The organism is Vibrio nigripulchritudo (assembly GCF_027924785.1).
GTDB lineage: Bacteria > Pseudomonadota > Gammaproteobacteria > Enterobacterales > Vibrionaceae > Vibrio > Vibrio nigripulchritudo.
This window is the reverse complement of sequence record NZ_AP027051.1, coordinates 72,849-97,887: the sequence shown is the minus strand read 5'-3', so window position 1 is coordinate 97,887 and position 25,039 is coordinate 72,849. Positions and strand designations below refer to the sequence as shown.

Annotated in this window: 13 protein-coding genes; 7 read left to right on the top strand and 6 right to left on the bottom strand. The window is 47.6% G+C overall.

The features are described from left to right. Positions 1-1,058 precede the first annotated feature (1,058 nt). Positions 1,059-2,720, top strand: a complete 1,662-nt coding sequence (locus QMG91_RS28510; protein WP_281833134.1) for a methyl-accepting chemotaxis protein — start codon at positions 1,059-1,061, stop codon at positions 2,718-2,720. A gap of 188 nt (positions 2,721-2,908) precedes the next feature. After that, the gene (locus QMG91_RS28505) at positions 2,909-3,208 is read left to right on the top strand and encodes a hypothetical protein (RefSeq protein WP_281870369.1); all 300 of its coding nucleotides are present in this window, start codon (positions 2,909-2,911) and stop codon (positions 3,206-3,208) included. A gap of 88 nt (positions 3,209-3,296) precedes the next feature. Here QMG91_RS28505 and comJ read toward each other — a convergent pair whose 3' ends face one another. The 6 genes from comJ to QMG91_RS28475 all read right to left on the bottom strand — a co-directional run bounded on the left by comJ (position 3,297) and on the right by QMG91_RS28475 (position 6,796). Next, on the bottom strand, positions 3,297-3,788 hold the full coding sequence (gene comJ / locus QMG91_RS28500; protein ID WP_022593134.1) for a competence protein ComJ: 492 nt from the start codon (positions 3,786-3,788) through the stop codon (positions 3,297-3,299). Beyond that, positions 3,739-4,386: a hypothetical protein gene (locus tag QMG91_RS28495; protein WP_281833128.1), complete on the bottom strand. Its 648-nt coding sequence runs from the start codon at positions 4,384-4,386 to the stop codon at positions 3,739-3,741. Before QMG91_RS28495 ends, comJ begins: the two co-directional genes overlap by 50 nt. A 74-nt stretch (positions 4,387-4,460) precedes the next feature. Beyond that, positions 4,461-4,871, bottom strand: coding sequence for an SMI1/KNR4 family protein (locus QMG91_RS28490; RefSeq protein WP_281833125.1), 411 nt, complete (start codon positions 4,869-4,871; stop codon positions 4,461-4,463). A gap of 57 nt (positions 4,872-4,928) precedes the next feature. Next, on the bottom strand, positions 4,929-5,468 hold the full coding sequence (locus QMG91_RS28485; protein WP_022593137.1) for an imm11 family protein: 540 nt from the start codon (positions 5,466-5,468) through the stop codon (positions 4,929-4,931). 144 nt (positions 5,469-5,612) lie between these two features. After that, complete coding sequence (locus QMG91_RS28480; protein ID WP_022593138.1) at positions 5,613-6,107, bottom strand: SMI1/KNR4 family protein; 495 nt, start codon at positions 6,105-6,107, stop codon at positions 5,613-5,615. Beyond that, entirely contained in the window at positions 6,104-6,796 is a 693-nt protein-coding gene (locus QMG91_RS28475) for an Imm43 family immunity protein (RefSeq protein ID WP_281833122.1), read from the bottom strand. The genes QMG91_RS28480 and QMG91_RS28475 overlap by 4 nt, the downstream gene beginning before the upstream one ends. An 834-nt stretch (positions 6,797-7,630) precedes the next feature. Between QMG91_RS28475 and QMG91_RS28470 the strand changes: the two genes are divergently transcribed. The 5 genes from QMG91_RS28470 to QMG91_RS28450 all read left to right on the top strand — a co-directional run bounded on the left by QMG91_RS28470 (position 7,631) and on the right by QMG91_RS28450 (position 24,981). Next, positions 7,631-8,305: a hypothetical protein gene (locus QMG91_RS28470; protein WP_022593139.1), complete on the top strand. Its 675-nt coding sequence runs from the start codon at positions 7,631-7,633 to the stop codon at positions 8,303-8,305. A 247-nt stretch (positions 8,306-8,552) separates the two neighbouring features. Beyond that, positions 8,553-9,647: a DNA polymerase IV gene (gene dinB, locus QMG91_RS28465; RefSeq protein ID WP_281833121.1), complete on the top strand. Its 1,095-nt coding sequence runs from the start codon at positions 8,553-8,555 to the stop codon at positions 9,645-9,647. A gap of 16 nt (positions 9,648-9,663) precedes the next feature. Further along, complete coding sequence (locus QMG91_RS28460; protein ID WP_281833119.1) at positions 9,664-10,482, top strand: alpha/beta fold hydrolase; 819 nt, start codon at positions 9,664-9,666, stop codon at positions 10,480-10,482. 121 nt (positions 10,483-10,603) lie between these two features. After that, positions 10,604-21,565, top strand: a complete 10,962-nt coding sequence (locus tag QMG91_RS28455) for a non-ribosomal peptide synthetase/type I polyketide synthase (RefSeq protein WP_281870382.1) — start codon at positions 10,604-10,606, stop codon at positions 21,563-21,565. After that, complete coding sequence (locus QMG91_RS28450) at positions 21,517-24,981, top strand: beta-ketoacyl synthase N-terminal-like domain-containing protein (protein ID WP_281870381.1); 3,465 nt, start codon at positions 21,517-21,519, stop codon at positions 24,979-24,981. The genes QMG91_RS28455 and QMG91_RS28450 overlap by 49 nt, the downstream gene beginning before the upstream one ends. Positions 24,982-25,039 lie beyond the last annotated feature (58 nt).

Sequence of the window (25,039 nt, the reverse complement as noted above, 5' to 3'; positions counted from 1 at the left end):
TTATAATCAATGTCTTCGCTTATTCTACCTGACTTTTTATTGACGGATGCAGGTTCGGGCAGTTTTTGTTCACGCTGTTTTACCTTACCGTGTTGGCTACGGATTCCTCGCCACAGTCCCAATTACCTTTTTGACTGACAGCATGGTGTAGTTTTGTGGATTGTCATTATAGTGAGTGAAGTGTTCAGCCGAAGAATCTGTTGGCAGGGTCAGGCTTCTCAGATGACGTTCTGGTGACCATGAAAAAAGACTAGCCGTAAAAACAACTGGTCTGTCAAAAGCCAATTAACGAGTCAATGAGCTATGTGACGATATTCGTGTGAAAGAGGGAGGAGTTTGCTTAGGTCCTTTCTTGCCTTGAAACGTTACTCTCCGGACAAAACTTACAGGTATGTGTCTTAGTCCTTACACGCTAAGTGGTTGGTTACTGAAATGAGGGTTGTTGCCTGTCGGAAGACTTCCCATATTCGCGATGATTTAACGTGTGTTTTCTGCGACTTATCACTTCGTGCTCTATCTACGGACGGAGCGACCATTGGTTGATGGCAACAAGGCGAAATGCGGTTGACGCTCAGTGCTTAGACTTTAATGTACAACACCCGTTGTCATTCTTTGGTGTCCATATTCTACCTCCTACTGTCGTTACTCAGGCTACCAGAGTTTCTATAAAATCTAAGCGAAAGTCCCTGGCGCTTTCTGGTACTGAAAGGAGATCAAAAGTCGATTGACGTCTTAACCCAACGCTTTGTGGTCTCGGTTTTGACCCCCACTATTTTGTCATTCACTACGATGTGCAGCGATTGAGGGTGTGAGTCTCTTGTTTTCTTAAATGGCTGACTGACTCCGTGTGTGTATGAACGGATCTGATGCCATTCGTGAACATAATTTTGGCAGGGCGCACAATTCTATGTCTCCTAAAATATGAAATTATCAATAATGGAGCCTGTGTCACTTTTATTAAACAAGTAGCAGTCATTCTTTTATAGAAAACTCAATGTTATTGGCTGTATTTATATTTGTAATTGTTATTAATAAGACTTGTTTTCATGGAGACAAATGTGAAATTGACTATACGACAACGACTGATTTTGCTCACAGTTGCACCGCTGTTATTGATCGCGATGACAATGATGGTATCGACATTAATCGAAACCAATCGACTGACGGATGAGCAAGTGGCTGAGACTCGAATGGCCATGATGGAACAGAAGCAGCAAGAGTTACTCTCTTATCTCGATCTCGCGAGCTCCGCGTTGGAAACGTTGAGACAAAATAATGCGTCACGAGAGGATGCCATTGCCGTATTAAGGGAAATGAAGTTTGGACAAAACGGCTATTTTTTTGGTTACGATGCCCGAGGGACTCGGTTACTGCTGGGCAGCAGTGATAAGGGACTGGGGGAAAACTTCATTGACTTGCAAGACTCACGTGGAAATCGTCTGATTAAAAATCTGATAGATAATGCAAGAACCGGTGAATATACAACCTACTACTGGCCAAAACCCGGTGGTACGGAGCCTTTGCCTAAGTTGAGCCTCTCCCGAAACCTTGTTGGCTGGGATTTGATTATCGGTACCGGCTTTTACACAGATGATGTCGATGCCCAGATTGCGACGATGGAACAACATGCTCAGGCTGCGCTTCAAAAAGGGCTGTTTACCATCAGTGCGATTTCCCTGGCTATCATCGTACTGACGCTGGTGGTTGCAACACTGATCAATCGAAGCATTTTGCGACCACTTTTTATGTTTGATGACTCTATACGTTCCTTTGCTCAAGGGGACGCCGATCTTACGGCCAGAATGCAGCCGTTTTCGGTCCCTGAGTTTGCCAAACTCAGTCAAAACTTTAATGCGTTTGTCGCCAGTCTTCAGGCGATCATTTCTAACGTCAATGCGGTGAGTCAGCAGGTGGTTACTGAGACCAATCAAATGAAACAGAGAGCCACCGAAGTCGACGGGCTCGCGTCTGAACAACGCGAGGAGACGGAGCAGGTGGCGACCGCGATGACTGAGATGACAGCCACTGCCATGGAAATTTCCAGCAATGCGACTCAAGCGGCGGAATCCGCGAAAACCGTCGATGACAATGCCAAAGATGCGTCAGTGATCGTCGATCGCGCGGTGGATTCCGTGGAGCAATTGGCGGAGGAAATTTCGCAAACCAGTACGGTCATCTCCCAGCTGGAAGGCAACGTGAACAACATTACTTCTTCGTTGTCTGTGATCCAAGATATTGCAGAGCAGACCAATTTGCTGGCGCTTAACGCCGCGATTGAAGCCGCGCGAGCCGGTGAGCAGGGAAGGGGATTTGCCGTGGTTGCCGATGAGGTCAGAACCTTGGCCAGCCGAACACAGACCAGTGCGGCGGAGATCCATGAAATGACCCAGGCGCTGAAGTTGGCTTCCGATTCCGCTGTGAAGGCCATGGAGTCGAGCAAAACCCGTGGTTCAGCTACGGTTGAAGAAGCAGGCAAAGCGATACAAGCCCTTCGCAGTATTGAGGAATCCGTTGGTACCATCTTAGACATGAACTCTCTGATTGCCACGGCGACCGAGGAACAAAGCCTGGTCGGCAAAGAGATCTCCGAGCGCATCGTGGTGATTTCCGACAAGAGCTCGCAATCGGCGGGACTGGCGAATCGAAATCGTGAAGGCAGTGTCGAACTCAATGCCCGAGCGGATGAACTGCATGGGTTTGTTGCGCGATTTAAGGTTTAGTACTAAATCGGAAACAAGGACGCATTGATTTCATTTTATCGCAAAGGCAATCTGTAGGTGCTTCTTTGCTGTATCGTTGCCGCTTTGGTCTCTTTCCAGTGTTATAATGCTCAGTGAGCCAATCCGATCTGCCTCCCCAAGAGACTGATCGGATTGTGCTTTAGTGACAGTGAAAAATAGGTACGCACGTGAAAAGAACAGAAGATACTGACGTCAGGTCTCAGCTCATTGAGGCCGTTTCAAGGTTGTATGGTGCTCACATGTTTCTCAGCGACCTTGCCGAGAACGAGACGGAACAATCAGCCATTGTCCAGAAACTGATGCATGACGCGTCAGCTCGCATTGGTAAACTGGGTGGGTGTGTAGAGTATGTCGTGGACGGAGCGTCTCAACGCCCTGAAGCGCGTGATTTGCATGGAGGTCTTATTCCGTATGCGTGCGGGAGAGCGGAGTTCGCCAAATTGTCTGAGTGCCTAACCGCGAGTTAAGTCTGGCTTAGCGATAAAGTGCCTTGGATTTAAGCGCGATACGGACGTCGCGCGCCATGAATGATACCGATACGATTACCCCCCTGTTTCAATATTCGTCAGTAGTGCCCAGTCTGATTTTTTGCTTTCTCACCGCGCCAAAATCATCGTCTTTTAAAAACTCGGATTTAATGGCGGTCTCCTGCATCGGAACTAACGTGATTTTGTACTGAACTTCGTCGTCCTTTTCTACGATTTCAAAGACCAACTGGTATCCACCGGGCTCCAACTGCCAGTCCAATGTGTGCTTTTCAAAGGCGGAACTGACGGACAAGGGGTGTGATGGCGTGTAGGAAAATGGAACGGCTATACACCGCTGGTTGTTGACGTCCTGGTGGAATTCGGTCGCGATGGTTACTTGCACATACGCACCAAAGCTACCCTGTACAATGGGGTCAAAGACGACAAATCCATCATGCACAATGCACCCCTGGAGCAGGTTTCCCGCGCCCCACTGGCAGTACGCGCTCTCAAAGGGGCGGTTTTCCAACCTAATTTGTTGATGGGAAATTAATAAATCTAAAGTACGGTGTTGTGACATGTCTATTCACTCTGGTTTTTAACGGCTTGGGTGACTCGCATAGAAAGCACGTCGCGTTGGTGGCGAACGTCCGTTGTGACCATAATTTCGTGCGGTCGATAATCATTGATGCTGCTGTGAGTAAGGATGGACGACACCGACTGACCCGTGTAGCCATAGCGAAAATGTTGCTGCGTATCGTCCGAAAGTGGATGGCGCTCACGATGTTGCCTTCTGTGTCTTTGGTCAGCTGGGTCGCAGCTAAAAAGTCTCCATACTTGTCCTGTTCAATCGACATATTCGATGCAGGGTCAATCCATTCTCTCCATTCAACCTGACCTTTCTTCCCGTAACTGGCGATTTGAATGAGTGCCCCGGATGCATCAAAGTGGTATTCAAACGCGTTCGATTTACATTCTGGCTCATTATGGTGAAGAAGACCTGGTTGAATACCTGAAAGTATGAGTCTAAAAGGGAGGTATTCCAAGGCGGGCAGCGATGACCACAGACGATGGACGGTAACTATGCGCCTAGCGTGCTCGACCATGCTGCTTATGGTTTCCGGTGTGAGTTGTGCCGAGAGCGTGTTGATGTCTTGAATGACCTTGTATTTTGACATGGTATTTGTGTCCTTATGATTGTAAAGGAAATCACTCATTCTCTGGTGGAGTGAGCGGTGTGCTCCTCAGTGCGTCATTGATTTTCATTTCGTTCGCTTAACATCTTTCCTTCAAACTGAATGAGTAACTGGGCTAAGCTGTCGGCGGATTTCTCCATCTCACCTATATCCATTACTCCCATGTCGACTTCATACACGCCGCTTTCATCCAGCTTCATCACCAACGCTGTCCCACCGCTGTCGTCTCCAATCATGACATGCCCAGGTAGATAAGCCTGAACTTCGTAGTCGTTGTTTCTGACCTCAATATCCGCCAGTTCCAGCAACACCAGTTCCTGACCCGTGTACAGACCGTCCGATAGTTTCAAGAATTCAAGGTATGGCTTTGGAATGTCGAACGTACTGTCTTTTTCCCTTTTCTCTAAACGAGCAGGGTCAACCCCTGGGTTCAGTTTGTACAGACATTCTAATGAGGATCTTTCCATGCTTTCATGTTCCTTTTGGAGCTCATAATGGGGTCTGGCACCGGAGCAGTCATGCGGTTACTGATGCACTTCAGTAAAGTAAAATCCTTTTAAACCCTTGCATCGGTTTTTGAATTCTTTCGTGACTAAGGTTTTATGGGGAGATTCCGCTACCCTGAAGATAGACGCCTTGCCGATGCCAGCAGTGCTTAAGAACAATTGAGTGATTCTGAGTGTCTGAGTTCCGGTTCGGTAAGTTTTTTTCTTTATGGTGGATCGCTCCTGATCAACGCATTCATAACTGTTGAGAACAAACATGGCGGAAAACAAGCTATTTTTCCGTCCCTTTTTGTCCTGGATCGTTACAGGAAACACCGCAATTTCACGCCCAATCAGATCCTGGCAATGAACCAGAAACCGTTGACTGACCAGCGGCAGCCCCAGGGTGGGCAGCAAGTCATAGCCGCTTACCTTGTCGTCGAGTTGATCAACCTCGTAACTCAGCTTTGTATCACCAGGCAGAGCGCCGTTTAGCGTGTCGACGTAGTCAATGGCGTTTGACTCTGAGTAAACAAAGAGCACATCACGATGGTAATATTCTTGCAATTCGAAATACATATATTTGGGTTTCTCTCGCCGTTAACCGTCCCTCATTACGCATGGTTTTTGTTGGCATTTCACGATATTTGGACTTTGAATTAATGCTTTCGCCAAAGTGAGACAGGTTGATGTTCGTATGGTTGTGTATTCGATAATCATGAGTCATTTCGGGTCCTGCTCACGATGAGACAGTGAGTCTTCACTCGCTGATAACCGACGCCTAAACAGCGCATCAAATGATTCTGAGATTTTCACCAGATTGCCTCCGTCTTCATCAAACAGGAACACCTTACCGATGCTTTCTCTGGTCAGACTGAGAAAGATAGTGTGCCCTCCGTCGTCGAAAGCGAACGGAATGTATTGGTGTTTGGGAAAGTGACAGGTGCCAGAGACCAAGCAACCGATGTCATCGATGAGTGTTTCAATGGTGACATTCCCGTGTTTGATCGGGTTGAATCCACCGACAGGTAACCACCAGTTACTTCGCTCTGTCTCTTCCTCTGACGGGAATCCGCCATTACACGTCAAATAGAAAGTGCGGAAAGAGGGCGGGATAGGGGCTGGAAAACGCGCCGCAAACTCTTTGAATTCTCGAGGAGTCAGTGCCGGACTTACACTGAGCATCTTTAATCCGTTGATTTCCGTCACCATGCTCATCGCGTCGCCCTTCGCCTTTTAGGTACGAGCTGAGGGAGCCTGACATTGTAATCACGGCAGTACTCGGAGAATGCCTGTTGAAGCGGCAATATCTTTATTCCCCTGAAGTCCTGTCCAGCCAAGTCATCCTTGACTTTCCTGTTTAGAATCAGATGACTGTGCAACCCATATACGGTCCCCAACAATTCAAAGAAATCATAATGTGTCGCATTGCGGGTCAGCGTGATCCTGCCTGTGGGGATGATCTCTTTGAGTCGACCGACTTCGAACGAGGAATGGTCAGTATCATAAAATACCCGGCTGGGGTGCATTTGCTCACCATGGCGCCACTCTCCTTGATCGAATGCTAGGTATTTGAACGTCGTGGTTTGCTCTTTCCCGTTCATCCAAACAGATACCGACTTCACTTTAAGCGGCGATGAAGTATAGTCAGACAACACATTGAAGAGCCTCTCCGACATAATGTGACCGTCAAAGTGGAGGTAATCGAAATCCAAAGCGATCCGCTCATTGAAATTCCAGAAGATGGTGTCCTGTTCGATGTATCTGACGTCATAAGGGAAGGCAATACTGGCGTTTTTTACTGGGCATCGCTTTCCTTTTTTTATGTCCAACAGTCCTAGCCGATTTGGCGGTGAACGATCATCACGAACGTCATTCATTAATACAAAAAATTCGTCGTTTCTCATGGCGGTGCATATCCTGAAAAAGGTTGAGGAATTATTTCCCATCACTGAGCAGTGAATACGCGTGATGTATCCGTATAAATGTCCATTTATCAAGATATTAAAGAACTCTGAGTGACGCAATAAGTCACGATATATTTGGCAACTTCTCGCTCGCTGGGCAAGTATGTGCCTGAATTGACATCACGAATTTAGGTCCAATAAAGTGTCGTGATGAAGTTGGGTATTAATATGTTTGTATGGGGAATCCAGACATTTTGAGTGTCGGGCGGAAACGGTCGATCTCATCATGACCGATCAGGCGAAACTTAGACTTGGAGAAAAAATCGGATCAAAGCCAATTACAATTCTCACAACCAGGTGTCTCAAAAGCTGTTGGCAAAAGGCATGGAAAAGGATAACGCACTTCCACCGCCCAAGAAATCGCAATCCATCACCAATTGGTTATGGATGATCTGCCATTGAACAGCGGTTTTCAAACTCGTACTGCAGCGCTTGATTGATGCAGAGTCAATGAGTTCATTTGTTTCCGAAAATCTTGTAAACGTGCGAATGACATCTTGGACCAAACCATTTATCGGTTTCGATTTCATGAATTATTTAGCTCGACATGTTCTATTTATAAACTCTCGATACGATCAAATATAGAATTATGATTTTCAAGGTCGCTTCTCTTTACCAAATACAAATTAGAATGTACTGAAAAATACAGTAGTTTGGATACTTTATGGTACTATAAATTTAGTTACATATCGAATGCATATCAGTCATTAACAAATCAGCGTATATCATAAATAATGTTAAGCTAAATAAAACCACATAGGAAAAGGTTGTATTTTGGAAAAGTACATTTTTATATCCACGTCAGGGATTGAATGTCCTAGTTTAGTAGAAAAAGTTGTAGAAAGTTTCAAAAATAATACAACTGAATCAAATGTTGTAATTTCTCATTTTTCTTTATCTTCTATTGAAACTAATAATCCATTTATGAATCATTGTCACAGGTTATGTTATTTATATTCCTTGACAAGATATTCATTAAAGTATTCGATAGCTGATCTGGCTATTGCTCTCGTGAATAAGAAAGAGAGTGATATAAACATAAATGAGCTACTCGAATCATCCTCTCAAGATGATATAAGAATTGTGTTTGAGCTTATGTCTTGGCACAAAAAATTCCCTAACGATAAAAATACAATTTCTGCAATTGAAAAAATCAAATCCTCTAAACTCCACGTCTTAAGTGAAAACCCAAGTTGGCAAGAGATCTTAGACTTTTTTAGTCATCAAGGTATTAATGTTTGCACTAGTTTCCATAAATCAAGGCAGGAAATACAAAATGCTCTTGAACAAGGCGCTCGTCTTGTGCCATTTCCAGGAAATTATGGTGATATTATGAATTTCGATAGCTACGGTTATGATATTTACCTTGGCGATAAAAAGCTGTCTAAATCCATAAGAGTGAATAGAGAAAATAGCTCGAAAGTAGAAGTTATAGAGCAATTTAATTAATGAATTTGTCATTAACCAAATACATTGATTATCAATATAATAATATGAAGTGCCTCTCATAATTTTCTCTTTACATGTTTCGAATTCGAGTCATTTATATGTTTATGTAAATAGTTTATTAATGGTGTTGTTTTTAAATTAATTAACAGTTAGTATCCTGAGAAAATAAAATAATTAATAACAAGATTGTCATTATTTGACATATTTCTTGTCCGTTGGAAAGTAGCAGTCCAGGCTTTGTTTTGTCATGAGAAAAATTATCCACATTGATATGGATTATTTTTACGCTCAAGTAGAAGAGCGTGATGATCCTTCTCTAAAGGTTCACCCTGTCGCAATCGGTGGACCAACGAAAAAGCAAGGGGTGCTTTGTACTGCAAACTACAAGGCGAGAGAGTATGGGGTACGCGGCGGTCAGTCGACATATGAGGCCTTCAAACGTTGCCCACAAATGCTGTTAATCTACCCTCAGTTTGAAAAATACAAAGCCATTTCTGAGCAATTCCTATCAGTATACCAAGATTATACGGACCTAATTCAAAAGGTAGGTTTAGACGAAGTATATCTTGATGTCTCCGAAAGCAAAACGTGTTCTGGATCGGCAATAAAAATCGCTGAGGAAATAAAATCAAGGATTTTTGAAGGAACGGGGTTGACCTGCAGTGCTGGTATCTCAGTGAATAAAATGCTTGCCAAAATTGCCAGTGATTGGCGAAAGCCTAATGGTATTTTTGCCGTTTTGCCGAGTGAGCGCGAAAGCTTTATGCGTACGCTACCACTCAAGAGAATACCTGGAGTTGGAATTGTCACATTAGATAAGTTGAAACAGGCTGGTTTTGAAACGGCTGGCGATGTAGTCAGGTCCGATATTTCTCGCTTGAACTTACTGATGGGAGAGAAAAAATCCATCAAGCTTTTTCAGCATTGCCAAGGGATTTGTAGAGACGAGGTAATTACTCATCGCCCAAGAAAAACCGTTTCCTATGAGAAAACATACTTCTCAGGGCTTCCCTATAATGCGTTGCCAAAAGAAGTGGAAAATGTCGTTCAAGGTTTATCACTAAAACTATTGGAGCTTGAGAACTTTCATTTTGATGATCGGTCGATAGTTGGTCTGACTTTGAAAGTTAGAAATACGGATTTTCGAACATTCACTCGATCCGTGCCGCTCAGTCCTATCGAATCCGAAAGTTTAAAAAGAAACAAAGTGATTTCTAGCCAACAAACGGAAAGTTTGTTAGCAGCACTGTCCGAATTTTCATCCATAACGATAATTCGATTACTAGGGGTTGGTGTCAGGTTTTCTGACGACGAGTCTCAGCAAATTGAAATGCTTATATAAATGAAGTGAATGTTCTATGTCTATATATAATCATTTCAACAAGGTTCATTATCATACATGGGGAAACCGTTCTCATCAGGCGATAATACTGATACATGGTATTGATAACAACTTGTGTATTTGGGATGAAATTGCTGATGGATTGGCTAAGTATTTTTACGTCGTCGCAATTGATATTCGAGGTAACGGAAACTCCCCATGGAATTCTTCAGCACACTACACAGAAGAAGACGTTTATACAGATATTAGACACGTTATCGATGAGCTGTTGATTACATCAGCAGTATTAGTTGGGCACTCTCTTGGTGGAAAGCTCTCTCTTTGCTTTACTGCTCGCTCTCCAAATATTATAGAGAAGCTGGTTTTATTGGATTCAAGTCCTGTCCTATCAAAATCCATGCAAGCCGTATTATTGAATTATATTAATGAACAACCAACGAGTTTCTCCAGTATAGAAGATTATGTGGATTACCTGACTCGTACACATGCTTTTTCAGACAGGAATAAACTTGAAGTATTCGCCAGTACAAATGTGAAACTCTCTGATGGAAGGTACGAGAAAAAATCAGATCCCGCATTTGCGCTTTCAATGCTTTCGGATGACGGATTTCTCTTAGACTCTGATGTTTGGAGAGTGATGTCAGAGTTAGCATGCCCAGTTTTAATTGTGAGAGGAAAGTTATCCTCAATAACGAAATATAGCGAAGCAGAACGAATGCTACGTTCATTTCGCCATGCATCATTAATTGAAGTTGGGAATGCAAGTCATTCGATAATGCTGGATCAACCTAAGAAAGTTCTCGACTCCATTTTGGGGTTTATCATGCTTTCTTAATTCAAAAATCTATTCACTAATTTAGCCTTATTTATATTTGGTTAAAGGCTTTTTGTTCTCAAAATCTTATTAAATTAAGAGGATGAGATACACCTTAAATAAATGATCAAGGACGCTAAAAATGAGAAAACAAGATGTGAGCGGCTCTATATCTAAAATTATTGAGATCATAGGTATTGACCCTGATGTCTGGAGCAAGTATTCAGGGAAAATGTTGATGTCAATTGGTCTTGATTCGGTTGATGTTGCAAAGCTTAGAGCAATAATTCAGCCTAAGCCCTCGTTCCAAAAACTATATGGCATGCGCCTTTCTGACATTGCCGATATGGTTGTGGATACGACCGCTTCAGAGCAACCCAACGGAGAACAAAAGCACGGAGGGTCTGTTGCACTTACTCCAATGCAAGAGTCTTACCTTTATGGAGATAAGCAGGGAACACCCTGCATCGTATACTCTGAATTTTCCTTGAAAAACGTCGATGTCAACATCCTCATCTCTTCGATAGACCATGTTATTTTGCAAGAGCCTATGTTGCATGCCTGCATTCACAATGACACTTCACAAACCATAAAACCAGAACATGAGTGGCAAGGGATATCCGGCAAAAAGATAGAGGACATAGTTGACTACGGCGAATTCCGTCGGTCTCTGATGGATAACTTGATTAGTAGCGAAGATCGCCACTGGGAGGTTTGTTTAACGAAAGGCTCTCAGGGACTCACGCTGCATGTCGCGATTGACATGTTGTTCATGGATGCGGCAAGTGCGGTGCTGCTGGCCAAGCGGGTTGCAAAGACGTATGAAGATTTACTGGGCGGCAGTTCTTTGAATTTGACCCCCACTGAACCTCCGATCTTTTTTGATTACGCCCAGCGTTTCTCAACACCTGTGATGTTCGACAAAGTAAGTGAAGAAGAAAAAGAAAAAGTGAAGGGCTTTCCCGGTCCTCCTCAACTCCCTCGTAAGAAACACGATTCACTGCCTACTCCGAGCTTCTCAAGAGAAAGTGGGGCATTGTCAGAAAAGCATTGGGATAAAATCAAAGAATTGGCTCAGATACATTCGGTGACCTCAAATGCAATTATGCTGGCTGCATTTTCAGAGACGTTATCCCTTTTTGCAGAAAATCCAGATTTTACGATCACCGTGACCTGTTCTGATCGAGTGTCGTTGTCGGGTCATCAGTTTGACGGCGCCATAGGAGACTTTACTAACGTCATCCTCTGCCCTGTCTCGACTGACAATCAAAATCTACTTGAGCTTGCGAAATCCATAAACACGCGGTTGATTGAAGGCATAGAAGAAGACGGTATTGGCGGACTGGATGCGGTTCGACTGCTCCGACATCTGAACCATGACCCCCATTTAAACTTTCCGATTGTTTTCACGTCATTTCTAGGTGTGGTTGAAACCGTCGCGTTGAAAGGTGCCGATGTCACGTTGTCTTATCAACAGACGCAAACTCCTCAATTAACGCTGGACCATCAGGTCTATGAGAGTAAGGGAAAACTTATTACTAACTGGGATTTCGATGAGACCATATATTCGTCTGATCAAATATCCAGTATGCTCGGTTGTTTCCTACGTGTACTGACAAAGTTTGCAGAAGGCGAAAACTCAGATGCCGCGCTTTCAAGTTCAGAGCATGCCCTTCGCGTTGAAATGAATCAAACAACCGAAGATTTTGAACCTGCTTCTCCCCACTTGTTGCATGAAATTGTACTTGCGCAAGCTAAGAATTCTCCTGATGCTCTCGCAGTCATAGATCAAACTGTCAGAATACCCTATTCCGAGCTGGTCACACTCGCTACTCACACCGCGTCACAATTACAAGCAAAAGGGGTGTTACCTGGAGATGTTGTCGGTGTGGTGCATGAGAAGGGTTGGGAACAAGTGGTTTCCACTATGGCCATTTTGATGGTAGGGGGGGTATATCTGCCGCTGAACCCAAGCCATCCTGACGAGAGACTTAGGAGCATTCTGAGTATCGCTGGAGTAAAGCTGGCGCTCGTCCACGCAGCCACCGTTGTGGGACGTGAGTGGCAGATTTACGAGAACGGTCAGGAAGTGCAATGTCATCATGTGCTGCGAGACATTGATGTCGATTTAAGCGATCAATTCGTCGCCGAGTCGATCTCTCCAAGTGATTCCGCTTATATCATCTTTACATCGGGCTCGACAGGGACACCAAAAGGTGTCGAGATCGCCCATGAAGGAGCGGTCAATACGTGCTTGGATATTAATCATCGCTTCTCATTAGGGACGGACACCGTCACTTTCGGTATCTCTTCTTTAGGTTTTGATCTATCGGTGTGGGATATTTTTGGCACGTTGAGCGCTGGTGGCACTTTGGTAATGTGTAAGCCGGATGGAACCGTGGATCCCGATTATTGGTGGCAGCAAGTACTAGAACACGGTGTCACGATGTGGAATACCGTGCCTACCTCATTCGAGATGCTGGTGCAGTCTCGGCAAGAACACGTCGAAATGCCAATTCGCTCGGTCTTGCTCAGTGGGGACGCAATCAGGGTCAATATGGTTGAGGAAGCCATTACTGCGTTTCCATCGTTGAAAGTTCATGCACTAGGAGGTGCAACAGAAGCTTCAATTTGGTCTAACTATCACACCGTTACTGATTCTACCTTTGACTTGGGTACCGATCTGGTTCCCTACGGACGACCACTTTCCAACCAGACAATGATGGTTCTGGACAATAAATTGCGTTACCGCCCGTCTGGCGCGGTTGGTGAAATTCATATAGGTGGTATTGGTGTTGCCAAAGGGTATTTTAAATCCCCCGAACTTACGCAAAAAAGTTTTATTGATACAGAGGAGTTTGGGCGGATATACAAGACCGGTGATCTGGGACGCTATCTTCCAAATGGTGAAATTGAAATCATTGGTCGCAAAGATTCTCAAGTTAAAGTTGGAGGTCATCGGGTTGAGCTGGCTGAAATAGAGAAGTGCGCAGAGAGCGTTAACAATGTGTCTAAAGCCTCTGTCATTCATATTCCCGGAGCGGGTGCCCGGCTGGTTGGTTTTGTTATCTGTAATGGTGATGACGACCTTGTTGTCAACGCGGTAAAAACACATATTCAGCAAAAGCTTCCTGACTATATGGAACCGCAAACATGGATCCCTGTCGATACTATTCCACTGACCGCCAATAACAAAGTTGATGCAAAGGCACTGCGTACGATAGCCAATTCTAACGTGACGAATGAACCGAAAGAGGCTCATACAGATTCTGAGTTGGTGGGGCAAATACTGGAACTGGCTGCAAACGTGCTCGGAGTTTCCGCTGAACATTTATCCTCATCATCGAACTTGGCAGAACAAGGTCTGACGTCTCTCTATTCGGTTAAATTGATTAACTTGCTGAGTGCCAAAGTCGGTCACCGACTGCCTTACACGCTGATTTTTAATTATCCAACAGCGAACAAACTGGCTGCGTACTTGCTATCTGAGTCTGATGTTGCAAAACGTTCAGAGAGTCATAGTGTCTCGCCAGCTGATGACCCCATCGCTGTTATTGCCGTGAGCTGCCGCCTTCCTGGTAACGTTAGTTCTTTGGATGAGTTCTGTTACGAACTGGAGCACAAGTATCATCCTGTTCAAGACGTACCAATCAGCCGATTTGATATTGCCCCTTTCTTTGACCCTGAGGTCGGTAAGCCAGGAAAAACGTATACGAAAGTGGGTACTTTCATAGAAAATATACATCAGTTTGACAATAGTCTTTTCCAGATTCCGCTTGGAGAAGCTAAGACCATGGACCCTCAGCAAAGAATGCTGCTGGAAATTTCCTATGAGGCATTCCTAAATGGCGGTTATGACTTGGATGCACTAAGTGGATCCGACACGGGTGTATTTATTGGTCAAATGAACTACGACTGGATGATGGACTTTGACCATTCCCGTCAATACGCAAGTACGGGGAGTGCCCCCTCTATTTCTGCAAACCGAATTTCCTACGCTTTTGATCTTATCGGTCCAAGCATGACCGTCGATACCGCCTGCTCCTCTTCGCTCGTGTCGATTGATCTTGCCGTATCCAAACTGCGAGCGGGTGAATGCAAATTGGCAATTGCAGGAGGGATCAACCTAATCCTGTCCCCAGAACCCTACCTGTTTACATGTCAAGCAAGAATGCTTTCACCTGATGGTCGTTGTGCCACTTTTGACGAAAATGCAAATGGCATTGCGCGTGGTGAAGGGGCGGGCGTTGTACTGTTAAAACGACTGTCAGATGCTGAAAAAGATGGGGACCCGATCCTAGGGTTGATTACCGGAACGGCTGTTAATCAGGACGGGAGAAGTGCTTCTCTTACGGCTCCTAATGGATTATCTCAACGAAAACTTCTTGATGCATCGTTAAGCAAAGCTGGTCTTCGTGGTGGCGAACTGGATTACATTGAATGCCATGGAACTGGAACGGCGTTAGGAGATCCCATTGAGCTGGAAGCCATAAGTCAAGCTTTTTCTGATTCAAGAGACTCGGCATTAGTGCTTGGTGCAGTCAAAACAAATTTGGGGCACCTTGAAGGGGCGGCAGGCATCGTGGGCTTCATCAAATCCCTTGGTGTGATAAACCGTCGTACCGCTCCAGCCAACATTCACTTCTCAACACTCAACCCCAAAATCGACTTGGGTAATTTGAAAGCGGTGATTCCCAGAGATTCGGTCACGCTCTCACCGGGGGAAAAGGGGTACATCTCTGCTGGTGTTTCTTCTTTTGGATATGGAGGCACGAATGCCCATGTGACACTGAAATCTTATGAGGGACAAAGCAAATTGAAAACCAAGCACAAGTCAGTCTGGACATTTTCAGGACAGGGCTCTGTTACTTCTGGGGCAATTGAATCACTTTACGACCATGTTCCGGTTTTTAGAGAAAGTCTAGAGTATTACCTTGGTGCTGTCGGTGAACTCCTGGGCGAGGGGAACTCTGTTATTGATGACTTGCTATCAGTTGTATTAAACGCCTCTTCGTCAAACACCGAAATTCTTCGCGATACTGCAATTCAACAACCTGTCATCGTTGCTATACAACTTGCCCAAATCAAGATGTGGACCGAATGGGGAGTTCAACCCAGTGCCGTATTGGGCCATTCTGTGGGTGAACTGTCAGCCTCAGTGGCTGCTGGTGTCATGACAGATGTGGATGCCTTGAAGCTGAGCGTTGCCCGGGGACGATTACTGAGCGAGTGTGAGCCGGGGTATATGGTAGCTGTTAAGACATCGCTTCAAGATTTACCAAGTCCACTGCCCGGTAAGCTAGAGGTGGCGGTTGTCAACAGTGACACGCAGGTTGTTCTGGCGACAACGGATTTGGAAGATTTGGATCGTCTGACGTCACATGGCTTTACTTGTCACAAATTGAGCGTGTCTCACCCTTTTCACAGCTCATTTGTGAAGTTAGCCAGTGAGCGTTTTCGAAAACACATCAATAACATTCAACTTAGCCTACCGGACTCCGGCATCAAGTTCATTTCTTCTGTTACGGGGCAAGTTGAGAACGAAAGATGGCAAGAGTCTCGCTATTGGGCTGAGCAAATCACTCGTCCGGTCGACTATGCGAGCGCAATGAGAACCTTGAGTGAAAGCCTAATTGGAAGTGAAGCAATCATAGAGTTAGGCGCGAATCGCGTACTGACGTCGCTCACAGAAGAATTGAAAGATAAGTTTCCCAGAATTCGGAGTGTCGTAAGTAAAGAATGCGTCAGAGGCTTGCCTTCACTGGTGGCGTTTCATCACAAAAATCTGTTCTGGGAACCGCCAAAGATCGGGCTTACCACTATACCTACAGAGAGCGCTCGGAGACATCAATCTATCAAAGTACCGAATTGGTTTGAGCGGGTAACGTGGGCAAAAAAAGAATCTGTCAATCAGGGAAGCTTAAATGGCGTGCTTATTGTGGGTCATGAAAATCCTTGGATAGACCCCAATGAACAAAGTGAATTCGTATTGTTTGACGAGTTCAGACGTGTGGTAGGTTCGCCTAAGCCAGAAAAGCCCAGCCAATTTATCTACATCGCAGATGAACGTTCTGACATCCTGAAAACTAGTGTGGAGTTTATCCAAACCCTTCAACAACTGGATCGCGCATGTGAAGTTGGTGTTGTAATTCGCGGTAGCCAACCTCACCAGGAGTCTGTTGCCGGGTTGTTCAAAAGTGCTTGCCTTGAAATACCCACAGCGTGTGTTTCTATACTCGTTTCGGAAGAGAAAGAACTCGATAATGCTCTTAAGACCGTATTGCCACTGCGTGGTGAATGCGCCCGGCTTGATAAAGATGGTCTCTTCTGGATAAGGACCACCGAACCCTTGTCTCTCGAGCACGAGCCTGCCCGAGAGCGTGAAGAAAACGGATTGCATGTCATTTCTGGCGGTCTGGGAGGCTTAGGCAAAGAAGCCATTAAAACGCTGGCTTCGTTGGGAGCAAAGTATTTCCTTGTTCTCGGGACCAAACCAATGTCTCTGATCTCTGGAAAGCTCAATGATCTGGCTCTTGAACTGAACAATATTGAAATCCACTATGAACAATGTGATGTCTCATTAGAACTTGATGTTCGGCAAGTGGCGCAGAAGTATCGGGCTAAATACCCTATCACAGGTGTCGTTCATACGGCTGGAATACTTGATGATGGGTTTGTTGCGTCTCTCACGGCGGAGCAATTTGAGCGTCCTAAGAACGTAAAACTTATCGGGGCACAAAACCTTTATACTCAGTTCGGTGAGCTTGATTGGTTTGTCGCTTACTCATCTATATCAAGTGAGGTGGGCGCGATGGGACAAGCAAATTACGTTGCCGCGAACTCAGCTCTTGATGGTTGGATCGAACAACTGGCGTCAAAAGGACACGCCGTTGCTTCTGTTCGTTGGGGGGTTTGGTCACAGTGCGGTATGGCTTATGAACGCGATCTGGTTGGCTCTCTTAGCCAGCTTGGCTACGGCGTCGTAAATAACCAAGATGGTTCGAGTATTCTCTCTGCCTTGGTGCAATATCCGCTGAGCGGGCTTTTTGCTGCCTCTCCGATTGATCGCCCGTCGTTTACGCAACGGCAAGAGCCAGTGCAACTTCAAACTGCCAAACCTGAATCATTATCGTTTGAGAGCGTTCAATCCATCACCCCTGTGATATGGAGCGAGGAAAAAGTATCCGCGCTTGTTACAAGTTGTTTGGAAGACTTCTGTGAGTCGGAACCGAATGATGAGCTTTCATTTATGGACGCAGGTTTGTCTTCATTAGACCTTGTCCAGTTCCGAGAAAAGCTACTTGCAGCTTTGCCTGAGAGTGTCGATATCCCTGCTCAATTTGTTTTCAACTACCCTACGCTTAAAGACGTGACTGACAATCTTGTTGAACAGCTACAAGATTGTATTGACGTTCCTCCGACCCAGAGCGATTCGGATACGATGGTATCCAGCATTACCTGGCAGAAGTTGAATGATATCGAAGGGGAGCAAGCCATCTTTTTGCTGGGAGGCGTCGTTGGAAACGTTGAGAAAACTTTCGCTCCTCTGGCATCATCCCTTCCATTTCCGGTATTTGCAACTATGCCTGAGATCCCATGGGACCTTGATGGGGGACGGCTAACTCTCGAGGGGCTGGCTGCTCAGCTAACGGAATCTCTACTGCAGCAGTACCCAAGAAGCCGCTACATAATTGGTGGTTTGTCGTTTGGTGCCACGCTGTCTCTGGAAATGGGTAAGCTCCTTGAACAACGGGGTCTACTCGAGAGAGTGCTACTTCTGGATCCTCGCCATATGGACCCATTCAAAGCTCCGGTGGATCCGGCTGGCTTTGAAACCATGCTGAGCCAATATTCATCGGACTTTGTTTTGAGTGAACCGGTGCACTTAATGCAGTGTGACGTTCCTGCCTGGGAATCCCAATCGGAGCTTATGCAAGAGGCTTCAAGATCCTTCATGCCCGATTCCCATATCCAGGAATGTTGTCGAAATCGATGTGCCAATATCACTGTTGAACGCGTCCAGGGTCACCACTTTAACTTCCTTTATAAGTTTAAATCGCAGACGGCATCGCGGATATCAGCCAGAGTACTTTCTGACGCAACAGAATCACTTCGAGAAGACATTGCGGTGATCGCAACATCGAGTATTCTCCCTGGTTGCAACGATTCAGACTCGTCTTTTTGGGCGTTATTAGAGGAAGGTAAGCACGGTATTCGTGAGATCCCAAAGTCACGGTTTGACATCGACGGTCGCTATCATCCGGATCCAAATGGGATTGGAACGACTTATACCCGTCACGGTGGGTTTGTCGAAACAGCAGAGCTTTTTGATTTTGAGTGGTTTGGTATTTCTTTAACCGAAGCTGAAGTGATGGATCCTCAACAACGATTGCTACTTGAGGTCACAGACCAAGCTCTTCATAACGCCGGGTATCCGAAAGGCTCATTAAAAGGATCGGATACCGCTGTTTTTGTTGGTCTGGCCAATGACGATTGGAGTGCGATGGGGAGAGATGAGTACGCTCATAGTCCTTATTTTGGGGCAGGTGTCTCTAGCTCAATCGCCTCTAACCGGATCTCATACCTCATGGGCTTTAAGGGACCGAGCATGACCATTGATACCGCATGCTCATCTTCGTTGGTGGCGCTCAAGTCCGCCGTAGATACCTTGCGCGAAGGTCGTTCAAAGATAGCACTTGTGGCTGGTGCAAATGTTATCGCGCATGATCGCATGTACATCAGTGCGTGCGCGACAAATGCACTATCTAGAAAAGGTCGTTGCGCGAGCTTTGATGCACAAGCGGATGGGTATTGTCGCGGCGAAGGTGCGGGAGCCGTTGTTCTCAAACGCCTTAAAGATGCGCAAGCCGATGGTGACTCTATCCTTGCGGTTATACGCGGAACGGCTGTGAACCAAGATGGAAAGAGCATTTCTTTAACTGCCCCTAATGGTAAGGCGCAGGAGGCTGTTATCCAGCAGGCTCTGAACGAAGCAGAGCTTGACGGTAAAGACATTCATTATGTGGAGTGCCACGGAACCGGCACCCCGCTTGGCGATCCGATTGAGGTCGGGGCACTTAAAGCCACGCTGGGAGCGGGACGTCAGTCTCCGCTTGTGCTGAGTTCACTCAAGTCCAATATCGGGCACCTGGAAGGCGCTGCGGGGGTGGCGGGGCTGATCAAAGCCATCGAAGTGGTGCGTCGTCGACAGGCTCCGGGGGTGGCGCATTTTTCCACTTTGAACCCAAATATTGATGTCACTGACTTTGACGTCGTGATTTCTAAAGACACCACCGCATTACCTGCTTCAGGACCTGTTTATGCGGGGATCTCATCGTTTGGCTTTGGCGGTACAAACGCTCACGCCATCATTTCAAGTTACGAAGGCTCCCGACCATATGAAGTGCGTCCGGTGCCGTATCAGCGAAGCTTTCTGCCATGGCGTCGCCTCCCTAATCCGCTCCTTAGCCGGACGATAGGCGAGGGCATCGGAGCCTCGTTACGCGGGGAGCTGGGCGCGTTATGGCAAGATCACCGGATCCAAAGCCGGGTGCTGGTTCCGGCAGCCAGTCACTTAACCATGCTTTCTGGTCTGTCTCTGGTGAAAGAGAGTCAGACGATGAGTTGCGTGGGGGCGGAGCGTGTTGTGATGCACCAGCCTGTAGAGGTCACAGGCGAAGAAGGGCTGGAGATCCGCTGCCTCAAAGAGGGGGAGGGCGCCAGGCTTGAGTTTGGTGTGAATGGTGAATGGCACAATGCCGTGTCTGCAGGCTACATTGGTCGCACAGAGCGCCCAGTACTGGCAGATGGTTTCCCCGGGATCGAGAGCGTTCGCTCACGCTGTGAATTCAGTACTTACGATGAGCGATACCATCGACTCGCCGAGCGTGGTGTCGAGTTCGGCTCACGCTATCAGAACCTTGAACAGCTGTACTTCGGAAATAAGGAAGGGCTGGGCTACATCAGGGTGGATGCAGGAGAGCCGATCGAGCGAGGACAGACCTTGTTGTCTTCCCCTGCGTTAGATGCCGGCATCCAGCTTCTTGGCCTTTGTGGCATGGAAAGCGACCAGGTGTATGTTCCTTACAGCCTGAAAAAGATCAGCCTTAAGGTACTTGATGCTCAACCCACGACTTTGTGTGCCTACGTAACACTTACGGAAACAGGGCAGGACGGAATCGAAGGTGACGTTTACCTTCTTGGTGAAGACGGAGAATGTTATGCCGCGCTATCAGGGCTTGTCTGCCGCCCTTGGCGACAGCAAGATCCTGTGTCGGACAGCCTGTATGAGGTTGACTGGCAGACGATGGCTCAGCCAGTAGGAGTGGAGGCATCGGGTGTGGTCATGAGCCGGAAGGAGCCTGGTACTCTGCCTTCAGGCTGGCGTTACACCACAGTGAACAGCGGGGCTGATCTGTCCCCGGTTCTGACTGAGTCTGCGTCTCTTCCCGAGCAGACCACGCTGGCTTTTCTGAGTCAGGGGGATAAAGAAGACAGCGTACTGGGTCTGAGCATGCTGCAGCAGTTGAGTGCACTGGGCTACAAAGGGAAGGTGCTGTTTGTTCTCAACCCAGCGAGCAAGGAAAGTGCGGGTTTAGCCGGACTGGTCAAAAGTGCGCAGCAGGAATGCCCGGCACTGCATCTTCAGTGTGTGGATGCGGCTCCTCACCATATTCATCGGGTGTTGTCAGAAGTGTCGGCTTTCCCAGATGAATCCCACCTTCGACTGACCGAGCAAGGTACATGGGAGAGTGCCCGACTTCGCCGTTACCATCGGGATGACACGGCGCCTCTGAAGGTAAGAGAGCACGCGACGTACGTGATCAGCGGGGGGCATGGAGCCTTAGGTCAAGTGGCGGCGGAGTACCTGATTGACCAAGGTGCGAAGCATCTGGTGCTGTTGTCCCGACGAGACATACCTGAGTCAGAATGGTCTGAGGCTCTGTTGACGCTGAAAGGTCATGCCCGGATAGAGAGTATGGTGTGTGATGTTTCTGTAGAGGAAGAAGTGTCGTCGTTGTCAGATCGTCTCTGGCAGGGTGACTGGTACCAGCGGTGGCGGGAGTTATTCACACCGCAGGTGTACTCACAGACGGGACATTGAGTAACCAGAATGCAGAGAAAATAGCGCAGGCGTGTTCGGTGAAAGTAGAAGGCGCAGAGCACCTGAAGCGCTGGCTGTCGCCGAGAGACTTTATGTGGCTGTATTCATCAGCGGCGTCGGTCTTTGGGTCAATGGCCCAGGGCAGCTACGCGTTAGCGAACAGTCAGTTAGATCACCTGGCGCGCACGTGGCAGGGGCAGGGAGCAGCTATCCTGTCTATTCAGTGGGGAGCCTGGTCAAACGGCGGCATGGCGGTGCGACACGGTGCTGTCGAAAGGGCTCACGCCGCGGGTTATGGGAGCATCAGCAATGCGCTGGGGCTGAAGGTTCTCGACAGGCTGTTATCAGACAGAACGGAAGGCAGCGTGTGTGTGTGTCCACTGGAGTGGGATCGAGTGTCAATGACGGATTCACTGGTCAGTGATTGGGTAGTACGCCCTCAAACGGTCGTCAGCGATGCGCCTGTGAACGAAGCTGAGGTGGTTGTGGCAGACACCTGGTCTAAAGACGGCATACGTGAAGTGGTGCGTGAAGCGGCGAAGAAGGCCATGGGCAAAGCGGTGTCGGACACGGCATCGTTAATGGCTAATGGTCTGGACTCGCTCAATGCGGTGGTGCTTGCGCAGGAACTGAGTCAGTCGTTTGACTTGTCTCTGGGAGCGGTATTCGCACTGAATCATCCGACGATTGAAGATATGGTCACAGAACTAGAGAAAGAAGCACCGACAATGCCTCTGAATACAGACCCCGTTTCTATGGGGGGGGAGGAAGCCATCGTTACGTCTCCACAAGACATAAAATACGTTGAAGCAAGTGCAGAGCCTATCGCTATCATTAGCACAGCAAGTCAACTCCCTGGTGATTTGAACACCCCTGACAGTTTATGGCGTGGAGTGAGCTCTGGTCTTGATGCGATTACTGAGGTGCCTAAGTCCCGTTTTGATATTGATGCGGTTTACTCGGAAGACCCTCATGGTATTGGTGTCAGCAACACTCGAAAAGGCGGCTTCATTTCTGAAGCGGAATATTTTGACTATACCCTTTTTGACATACAAAAAGCCGAAGCTTTGGTTATGGACCCTCATCAGCGGCTCATGCTAGAGGTCGGGTATCAAGCCTTTCATTCTGCAGGGTACGACAGAAGAAGTTTAAAAGGTAAGCGGTTTGGCGTTTTTGTTGGGATGGCAAATCAAGATTGGATGGTCAGTCAAGGTCAAGATAATGCACACAACCCATACTTTGGCGTAGGGGTTTCACTGTCCATTGCATCCAATCGAATTTCTCACCTGCTGGGGCTGAATGGACCTAGTATGACTTTAGATACTGCCTGTTCTTCCTCTTTAGTTGCTCTTGACTTGGCTGTCTCTAAGCTACGAGAGCATGACTGTGACGCGGCTTTAGTCGGTGGTGTGAACGTGATGATGCACCACCGGACATTTGTTGGCAGTTCTGCCGCCAATATGCTCTCTGTCCAAGGTCGCTGTGCGAGCTTTGATGCACAAGCGGATGGGTATTGTCGCGGCGAAGGTGCGGGAGCCGTTGTTCTCAAACGCCTTAAAGATGCGCAAGCCGATGGTGACTCTATCCTTGCGGTTATACGCGGAACGGCTGTGAATCAAGATGGTGCAAGTGCCACTATGACAGCGCCTAACGGTAAGGCGCAGGAGGCTGTTATCCAGCAGGCTCTGAACGAAGCAGAGCTTGACGGTAAAGACATTCATTATGTGGAGTGCCACGGAACCGGCACCCCGCTTGGCGATCCGATTGAGGTCGGGGCACTTAAAGCCACGCTGGGAGCGGGACGTCAGTCTCCGCTTGTGCTGAGTTCACTCAAGTCCAATATCGGGCACCTGGAAGGCGCTGCGGGTGTGGCGGGACTGATCAAAGCCATCGAAGTGGTGCGTCGTCGACAGGCTCCGGGGGTGGCGCATTTTTCCACTTTGAACCCAAATATTGATGTCACTGACTTTGACGTCGTGATTTCTAAAGACACCACCGCATTACCTGCTTCAGGACCTGTTTATGCGGGGATCTCATCGTTTGGCTTTGGCGGTACAAACGCTCACGCCATCATTTCAAGTTACGAAGGCTCCCGACCATATGAAGTGCGTCCGGTGCCGTATCAGCGAAGCTTTCTGCCATGGCGTCGCCTCCCTAATCCGCTCCTTAGCCGGACGATAGGCGAGGGCATCGGAGCCTCGTTACGCGGGGAGCTGGGTGCGTTATGGCAAGATCACCGGATCCAAAACCGGGTGCTGGTTCCGGCAGCCAGTCACCTAACCATGCTTTCTGGTCTGTCTCTGGTGAAAGAGAGTCAGACGATGAGTTGCGTGGGGGCGGAGCGTGTTGTGATGCACCAGCCTGTAGAGGTCACAGGCGAAGAAGGGCTGGAGATCCGCTGCCTCAAAGAGGGGGAGGGCGCCAGGCTTGAGTTTGGTGTGAATGGTGAATGGCACAATGCCGTGTCTGCAGGCTACATTGGTCGCACAGAGCGCCCAGTACTGGCAGATGGTTTCCCCGGGATCGAGAGCGTTCGCTCACGCTGTGAATTCAGTACTTACGATGAGCGATACCATCGACTCGCCGAGCGTGGTGTCGAGTTCGGCTCACGCTATCAGAACCTTGAACAGCTGTACTTCGGAAATAAGGAAGGGCTGGGCTACATCAGGGTGGATGCAGGAGAGCCGATCGAGCGAGGACAGACCTTGTTGTCTTCCCCTGCGTTAGATGCCGGCATCCAGCTTCTTGGCCTTTGTGGTATGGAAAGCGACCAGGTGTATGTTCCTTACAGCCTGAAAAAGATCAGCCTTAAGGTACTTGATGCTCAACCCACGACTTTGTGTGCCTACGTAACACTTACGGAAACAGGGCAGGACGGAATCGAAGGTGACGTTTACCTTCTTGGTGAAGACGGAGAATGTTATGCCGCGCTATCAGGGCTTGTCTGCCGCCCTTGGCGACAGCAAGATCCTGTGTCGGACAGCCTGTATGAGGTTGACTGGCAGACGATGGCTCAGCCAGTAGGAGTGGAGGCATCGGGTGTGGTCATGAGCCGGAAGGAGCCTGGTACTCTGCCTTCAGGCTGGCGTTACACCACAGTGAACAGCGGGGCTGATCTGTCCCCGGTTCTGACTGAGTCTGCGTCTCTTCCCGAGCAGACCACGCTGGCTTTTCTGAGTCAGGGGGATAAAGAAGACAGCGTACTGGGTCTGAGCATGCTGCAGCAGTTGAGTGCACTGGGCTACAAAAGGGAAGGTGCTGTTTGTTCTCAACCCAGCGAGCAAGGAAAGTGCGGGTTTAGCCGGACTGGTCAAAAGTGCGCAGCAGGAATGCCCGGCACTGCATCTTCAGTGTGTGGATGCGGCTCCTCACCATATTCATCGGGTGTTGTCAGAAGTGTCGGCTTTCCCAGATGAATCCCACCTCGACTGACCGAGCAAGGTACATGGGAGAGTGCCCGACTTCGCCGTTACC